At 33.7% G+C, this 7029-nt stretch carries 7 protein-coding genes and 1 pseudogene; 4 read left to right on the top strand and 4 right to left on the bottom strand.

Going from position 1 to position 7029, the window contains the following annotated elements:
* Nucleotides 1-397 precede the first annotated feature (397 nt).
* Genes DQ356_RS08495 through DQ356_RS08485 form a run of 3 tightly spaced genes read left to right on the top strand, consistent with a single transcriptional unit; the run spans nucleotide 398 to nucleotide 2923 of the window.
* Complete coding sequence (locus DQ356_RS08495) at nucleotides 398-1840, top strand: SIR2 family protein (protein WP_114304044.1); 1443 nt, start codon at nucleotides 398-400, stop codon at nucleotides 1838-1840.
* 2 nt (nucleotides 1841-1842) lie between these two features.
* A complete protein-coding gene (locus DQ356_RS08490) occupies nucleotides 1843-2334 on the top strand; it encodes a TIR domain-containing protein (protein ID WP_114304043.1) in 492 nt (163 codons plus the stop codon).
* Nucleotide 2335: 1 nt separating this feature from the next.
* Nucleotides 2336-2923 carry a toll/interleukin-1 receptor domain-containing protein gene (locus DQ356_RS08485; RefSeq protein WP_114304042.1) on the top strand — a complete coding sequence of 196 codons (588 nt, stop codon included), beginning with the start codon at nucleotides 2336-2338 and terminating at the stop codon, nucleotides 2921-2923.
* A 238-nt stretch (nucleotides 2924-3161) separates the two neighbouring features.
* On the opposite strand, the pseudogene DQ356_RS08480 reads toward DQ356_RS08485, so the two are convergent.
* Nucleotides 3162-3490: pseudogene (locus DQ356_RS08480) on the bottom strand (transposase); the annotation flags it as partial.
* A gap of 154 nt (nucleotides 3491-3644) precedes the next feature.
* Nucleotides 3645-3926: a phage integrase N-terminal SAM-like domain-containing protein gene (locus DQ356_RS11180; RefSeq protein ID WP_126723265.1), complete on the bottom strand. Its 282-nt coding sequence runs from the start codon at nucleotides 3924-3926 to the stop codon at nucleotides 3645-3647.
* 333 nt (nucleotides 3927-4259) lie between these two features.
* Here DQ356_RS11180 and DQ356_RS08470 point away from each other — a divergent pair, with 333 nt between their 5' ends.
* A complete protein-coding gene (locus DQ356_RS08470; protein ID WP_114304039.1) occupies nucleotides 4260-5030 on the top strand; it encodes an abortive infection family protein in 771 nt (256 codons plus the stop codon).
* Nucleotides 5031-5297: 267 nt separating this feature from the next.
* Here DQ356_RS08470 and DQ356_RS08465 read toward each other — a convergent pair whose 3' ends face one another.
* On the bottom strand, nucleotides 5298-5858 hold the full coding sequence (locus DQ356_RS08465; RefSeq protein WP_114304038.1) for a Crp/Fnr family transcriptional regulator: 561 nt from the start codon (nucleotides 5856-5858) through the stop codon (nucleotides 5298-5300).
* An 81-nt stretch (nucleotides 5859-5939) separates the two neighbouring features.
* Nucleotides 5940-6938 (bottom strand): alpha/beta hydrolase, encoded by a 999-nt coding sequence (locus DQ356_RS08460; protein WP_114304037.1) that lies wholly within the window; start codon nucleotides 6936-6938, stop codon nucleotides 5940-5942.
* Nucleotides 6939-7029: the final 91 nt, after the last annotated feature.

Below are 7029 nucleotides of genomic sequence, written 5' to 3'. Positions count from 1 at the left end.
CTAGAGGCACGATTGAGAAACTTGTTAGTCCTTAACTCCTCCGGAGATTTTTTTTTGTAGCCATTTTATATGTTTTTTAGGGTTTAATAAAAACAAAATTACTAAAACGGTGAATGGGAAAGCTACCGGAGGTTTAGTTCAACATCGCATTGGCTAAATGGCGGTTTAAGGGAGAAATTGAAAGTTTCTCCTTTTTTTGTCGCAACAGCCTTTTATATTTCCTTTTTTCATAAATTTAGAAAATAATAAAAGGCTGTTGCTTAGCTTAGTGCAAGATTGAAAGTTTAGGCTTTCTAATCCGCCACTATCGCCAATACGCGGCCCGTTAGCGGTAATACTTCGATAACACATCGAATATAATCATTATACATACAATAACCATTTTATAAAAACAACCATGAAATTTTCTAACGAAATTGATATATTCATAAATGATTATGTCAAGGATTTAAACTCTGGAACAGCGTCTATTTTTGCAGGTGCTGGAATGTCAATTCCAGCTGGTTTTGTCAATTGGACAGATTTAATGAGTGAAATAGCAACAGATTTAGGATTAGATCTAAATCTTGAAAAAGATTTAGTTTCTATTGCTCAATTCCATGTAAATGAAAATCAAAATAGAACAAAAATTAATCGAAAAATATTAGAAGAATTTACAGAAGATGTGTCGGAAACTGATAATCATCGTATTGTTGCTAGATTACCCGTATCTTCAATTTGGACAACAAATTATGATCAATTAATTGAAAAATCTTTTGAAAAAGAATATAAAGTTATAGATGTAAAATATACAAATGACCAGCTTCTAACTACAAAACCTAAGAGAGATATTGTAATTTACAAAATGCATGGTGATGTTTCACATCCAAATGATGCAATTTTAACTAAAGAGCAATATGAACATTACTACCAAACACACGAACCTTTTATAAATGCACTATCCGGAGAATTAACTACTAAAACATTTCTATTTATTGGATTTAGTTTTAATGACCCAAATTTAGATTATGTTCTTAGTAGGTTAAATTTTAGGTTTAGAAAGCAACAGAGACAACATTACTGCTTTGTAAAAACTCCTAAAATTGGAGACTATAACATTCCTGACCAAGCTAGTCTTGATTACAGCATCAAGAAACAAAATTTAATTATTAATGACCTTAAACGATATGGAATAAAGTCATTGAAAATTGAGAAATATTCAGATATAACTGAAGTACTTAAAGAGATTGAGATTCGATATAAAAAGCAAACAGTTTTTATTTCAGGTAGTGCTGAAACGTATGAACCTTATGAAAAAAATGATGCTCTTGGATTTGTCCACAAACTATCCAAACTTTTAATTCGTAACGAATATAAAATCGTCAATGGCTTTGGTTGGGGAATTGGTAGTTCAGTAATAAATGGTGCATTAGAACAAATTTATGAAAATCCAAAAAAGCACTCTGAATCTCAACTTATAATGAAACCATTTCCTCAATTTGAAAGTGGTAATAAGAAATTACCTGAATTATGGAAGGAGTATAGACAAAATATGATTTCTCAATGTGGTCTTTGCATTTTTATTTTTGGGAACAAAAATGACAAGGGTGAAATAATTAATGCAGATGGTGTAATTAAAGAGTTTGAAATTGCAAAACAAAACCAATGTATTTGCATACCAATTGGAACCACACAGTATGCTTCAAAGATTATTTTTGAAGAAATATCAAAAAATCCTGAAAATTATTATGACAATTACGAAGCTATTTTTCCATTCATTGTAAAGCTAAATGACACTAGTCTATCTTTAGATGAAATTTTAAAAGTGATACAAGAATTATTAAACAAAATAAAAAAATAAGTATGTCTAGAAAAGTTTTTACAAGTTTTCATTATAGTGCAGATAATTGGAGAGCTTCTCAGGTTCGAAACATGGGTAAAATAGAAGGAAATCCAATAGCAACAACCAATAATTGGGAAGAAGTTACAAAAGGTGGTGATAAAGCTATAGAAAAATGGATTGACGATAACATGCATGGTAAATCTTGCGTAATCGTATTAATTGGTTCAGAAACATCCAATAGAAAATGGATTGATTATGAGATAAAAAAAGCTTGGAAAGAGAAACGTGGAATAGTTGGTATTTATATTAATAAATTAAAAGATAGCAATGGAAATCAAAGTATTAAAGGGAAAAATCCTTTTGAAAAATTTGATGTTAACGGTGTAAATTTCGCTAATATTGTCAAATCTTATAATCCACCATACCAAAACAGTTCAGACGCTTATAATTATATTAAAGACAATATTCAAAATTGGATCGAAGAAGCAATGAATATTAGAAATAGATATTGATATGAGTATACTAAGTAAAAGTCAATTATTGGAATTTAGAAATACAACTAGAGTATTCTCAAAATCAATTAATGAAAGTTTAAGTGAATTTAGAAAAGAAAGTCAACTAGGTAAAACAACTATATTTTTATCGCATAAACATGATGAATTAGCAGAATTGGATTCGGTAATATCCTTACTTAAAAAAATTGGAGTAAATGTTTACGTTGATTGGCTCGATAGTGGAATGCCTAAAAATACTTCAGGAGTCACAGCTGCTAGAATTAAAGAAAAAATTGTAGAAAATAAAAAATTTATTCTATTAGCAACTGAAGGTTCAATTTCATCTAAATGGTGTAACTGGGAACTAGGTTTAGGCGATGTAAACAAATACGATAAAGATATTGCGATTTTTCCAATAAGGAATGATTACGAAAATTTCTCAGGAAGTGAATATCTTCAAATTTATCCTAGGATTGAATTTGTAACTAAAAATTCAGTATTAAGAAAGATTGGTGGTTATTTTGATGAAGGATATTATGTTATTACTCCAACAAATAATGAGGGAGTTTCTTACTATACAAAACTTCAAGAATGGCTTACAAAATAAAAGTACTACCGCTAATAACTAAGCTTTCGTTGGGCTTGAAAAGCCAACAATGAAAGCCCGTTGAACGGAACCTTCGGGGGCTTTTTTGGCAGTCTATGGAGTTATCGTTTTTAGAATTTAGATACACAAAGCAGTTTTTTTAGAAGTACTGCTTTTTTTGTGGGCAGAAGTGGCACTTTGTAGGGTTTAAATGCTGTGATTTTTCGTTTCAGCATATAATTTCCCTTACCCGCAAAGTTTATTTCGCAGAGAAAGTTTGGGTGACGAAAAGAAAATCCTGTGGCGGACCACGTTGCCCGAAAATGGCAATGGTCACCAGGTTTCCTTTTTTGCAACAGCTGCATTTTCTGAGCATAGTCTGGCGAACAAAAACGCTCCGTTCCACTTTTAAACTTTCTTGCAAACCCTGAAGTTTTCCACGCTTCCAGCTGCTGCTTAAAATACCATAATAACGGATTTTTACAAATCTTTTCGGCAAAAGATGCATCGCAAAACGGCGGATAACTCCTTGTGGCTCAAAACCATCTGCTTTCTGATACCTTTCTGGCGGTAATCTTTGTAACTGAACAAATCACAGAGACGAAGATTTCTGACTTCCAAACAGCGCAATCCACAGCCGTAAAGCAACCCGATTAAGATTTTATGTTTTAAAAGTTTACAGCCGGACAACATCTGCCAAACCTCCTGTTTACTGAGCACTACAGGAAGTTTTTTCTCTTTTTTAATTTCCGGAAGACTTAGAAAATCGTAGCTCAATCCTTCCGATTTCAACAGAACCGAAGTCCGTAAACCGTGTGTTTAATTGCGAGGGTGATTTTGATTTTTTCTGAAGATAAAAAAGGTAATCGTGGATTTGCTCAGGATCTAATTCTGTCGGGATTTTCCCGAAATGCAGCGACACCGCAGCCAGGTGTCTGGAGTAATTACTGAACGTACTTTGGCTTGTTCCAAGCACCGAAACCGTACGTTCAAACCGGCCTAAAAGTTCTGTAAAACCAGGCACTTCGCGCTTTGCCTGATTGATGATTTTGTTTTCTCTGAGCTCGTCTGAACTCTTTTTTTTGTTGCCACTCTATTGATTTTTTAATTAACTTTACAAGTAACTGATTTATGCGATTGGGAAAGCTACCGAAGGTTTAGTTCAACAAGGTATTGCCAAAAGCAGGGCTGAACGGCTTTGATTGAGCATTTGAGCAAGGTTCAACATTTGTACTTCGATTGAACTTTTGTGCTAAAAATCCCCGCCTTCGGCAATACCCGGATTGTTATGCGACATTTTACGACCTGACTGCTAAATAGCGATTTAGAAAACATAACATCATTTCAATAAATTTAAATGAAAGACATTAAAAGACTTCAAAAAGTTCTTAAGTATAAGAATAGAAATGATTTAGCCGATTTACTTAAAAACTCACGCTCTAACATTCGTGAGACCTCAACTTATGGAAGTATGTGGTATTCTATAATTAGTTATTTTGAAATTTATTCCCCAGCAAGAAATAATGAAAAATTAATTAGTCTATCTGAAGAAGATAAGTCTGAATTACATAAGGCTATTTTGTTAATTTATCCCATAAAAGAAAATGAACCTGAAATAGTTGATATTGAATTTTATCCAGACTTTGATTTAGAAGACGAATACGAATTGGTAGATGCTAAAAATTTAGAAAAAATTGATTTTCAATATATCCAAGAGCAAATAACAAAATGTAATCAAAAAATTGCAGAAAAAGATTTTGAAGGAGCTGTAACAAATTCAAGAACTTTATTAGAATCAATTTGTCTTTATATTTATGAAATGAAAGTTGGAGAATATGATTATAAAGGGAATTTAATTAAACTTTATAAAGATGTTAGTCAAACCTTAAATATGACCCCTTCAGATCATTCAGATGAATATCTTAAGCAAATTTTATCTGGAGTATTTAGTATTATAAATGGAGTTTCAGGATTAAGAAACAATTTTAGCGATTCACACGGTAATTCTCCAAGAAAAAATTATAAAATTGATGATAGACACGCAATTTTAACTGTGAATTTATCAAAAACAATAGCTGAATATTTATTTTTGTCTTATGAAAAAAATGAAAAAAAAATTATCAATTAAAAACGTCGCATAATAGCTAAGTTTTCGTTGCGTGCGAAGCACGAACAATGAAAACTCTGTTGAACGGAAACTTCGGCAGCTTTTTCAACATTATTAATTTATCGTAAAAAGTTTTTAAAAATACTGAAGAGACTTGTAGAAAAGTCTCTTTTTTTTGTTCCTGGTTATTCTTTTATCCCGCCTGAAAAATAAAATCTTTGCAAAAGGTACAATTATTTTTCGCACCGCCACTCAAGCCGCATCTCTGTCTGTACTTTAATAACTTTTCTAAACCTCACTTCTGATTCTACTCAAAGTTTCCTGAGAAATGCCAAGATAAGAAGCTATCATCCCAAGCGGCGCACGCAAAAGGATATCAGCATTATCTTCTAAAAGCTGAATATATTTTTCCTTTGCCGTCATATACTGCAAGGAATTGATGCGCCTTTCCATATTCGTCATCAGAAGTCCCAAAACACGGCGGCTGAAATTGGCAATGGTGAGCGAAGTTTCGCAGAGCTCTTCCATTTTCGAGTACCGGAAAAAGACAATCTCACTGTCTTCTAAAGCTTCAATGGAATGCCGTGCCGGAATTTTCTCAAAGATGGTGTCTTTATTGGCGAGAATGCTGTTTTCGGGGTAAAAATTGGTGGTGATGTCTTTTCCTTTTTCAAAATAAAACGAGCGCAGAAGCCCTTTTTCTACAAAATACACCTTGCGGTTTAGAGTGTTTTGATCGCTGATAACGGTTCCTTTTTTCACAGATATTTTTTCGGTCTGGGTGTTCAGAAAACTGTGGATATCATCGTCGATGGTGATGTATGTGGCAAGCATTTCGGGAAAAGTCATCAGGATTCAATTTGTACAAAAATAAAAATAATGCCCCAAAAATGAGGTATTATTTACAAACCGAACATTAAAAATAAACTATTAAAAATCAATCTTTTGTAGCCAAGTGAAAAGTTCGTCATACACTTTTTCGCGCACCGGTTTTTTGGAAAGCACTAAATCGTGAATGCCGCCTTTAAAGGGAATTATCGTCACATTTCCCTTTAAATTTTCAGCATTTTTATGAATATCCTTCACGTTCAGGATGATATCGGTGGAAGTCACTTCCTCATTCCAGACTCTTGGATAGCCCGATTTTTCAGAATGCATCACCAATACCGGAACGTTGAGTTCTGCGTTGCGGATGTCTTTCTGTGCACGGTGAATAGCACGGATAAAGCCAAAATTTACTTTCCCGTTGGCATTGGGTTTCAGTTTTAAATCATAATTCCATTCGCCCTTAAAATTTTTATGCAGGCTTTCACCGTAGAAAGTGGAAAATCCACCGTCAATTTTCGTGTCAGGATAATGTTTTCCCAAACCACTGATGATGGGAATCCCAATTTTTTGCGCCAGAAACCCCATATTGAAATCGTAAAAGGGACTGTTCACCCAAAGTCCGGCAATGTTAGGGTTTTCCGTGTGATATTTCATATAACGTGTCGTGATCAGCCCGCCGGTTGAATGACCTGCCAACAGAATTTCGTGATGATTTTCAGCAGTAATGATTTTTAAAGCTTCATCGATTTCGGCATTGTATTCGTCCAGATTTCTTACATTGTTAAAAGTTTGATGCGGCAAATATGAACGCCCATATTTTCTTAAATCCAAAGCATAAAAATCAAACCCTTTTTCATTGAATTTTTCAGCCATTTCCGCCTGAAAAAAATAGTCGTTAAACCCGTGAATATACAACACAGCTTTATGGGTAGGACTTTCCGCTTTTTTGCGAATGACTGTTGCGGTAACTTTTCCTTCGTAATCGTTGGGAAAATTCAATGTTTTCTGCTCAAAACCGTTTCCCAAAATATCCGGCGAATATGCCTGCGAGTACAAAAACCCCGAAAGGAAAATGAGCAGCAGTATAAAGTTCTTTTTCATTGTCCAGTTGTTTGTTAACGCAAAGTTCCGGCTTCTTTTGAACTTTGGCTTTGACATTTATCAAAAAAAACGTCCGGGAAGTAATTTCCCG

Source organism: Chryseobacterium lacus, from assembly GCF_003336205.1.
Taxonomy (GTDB): Bacteria; Bacteroidota; Bacteroidia; order Flavobacteriales; family Weeksellaceae; genus Chryseobacterium_A; species Chryseobacterium_A lacus.
The sequence above is the reverse complement of the archived record's forward strand: the minus strand, read 5'-3'. Positions and strand labels throughout refer to the sequence as shown.

What these genes read in the sequence shown, in the direction of transcription:
- DQ356_RS08465 (WP_114304038.1), bottom strand. Translation starts at nt 5,858, where the DNA reads ATGACTTTTCCCGAAATGCTTGCCACATACATCACCATCGACGATGAT.
- DQ356_RS08470 (WP_114304039.1), top strand. Translation starts at nt 4,260, where the DNA reads ATGAAAGACATTAAAAGACTTCAAAAAGTTCTTAAGTATAAGAATAGA.
- DQ356_RS08495 (WP_114304044.1), top strand. Translation starts at nt 398, where the DNA reads ATGAAATTTTCTAACGAAATTGATATATTCATAAATGATTATGTCAAG.
- DQ356_RS08460 (WP_114304037.1), bottom strand. Translation starts at nt 6,938, where the DNA reads ATGAAAAAGAACTTTATACTGCTGCTCATTTTCCTTTCGGGGTTTTTG.
- DQ356_RS08485 (WP_114304042.1), top strand. Translation starts at nt 2,336, where the DNA reads ATGAGTATACTAAGTAAAAGTCAATTATTGGAATTTAGAAATACAACT.
- DQ356_RS08490 (WP_114304043.1), top strand. Translation starts at nt 1,843, where the DNA reads ATGTCTAGAAAAGTTTTTACAAGTTTTCATTATAGTGCAGATAATTGG.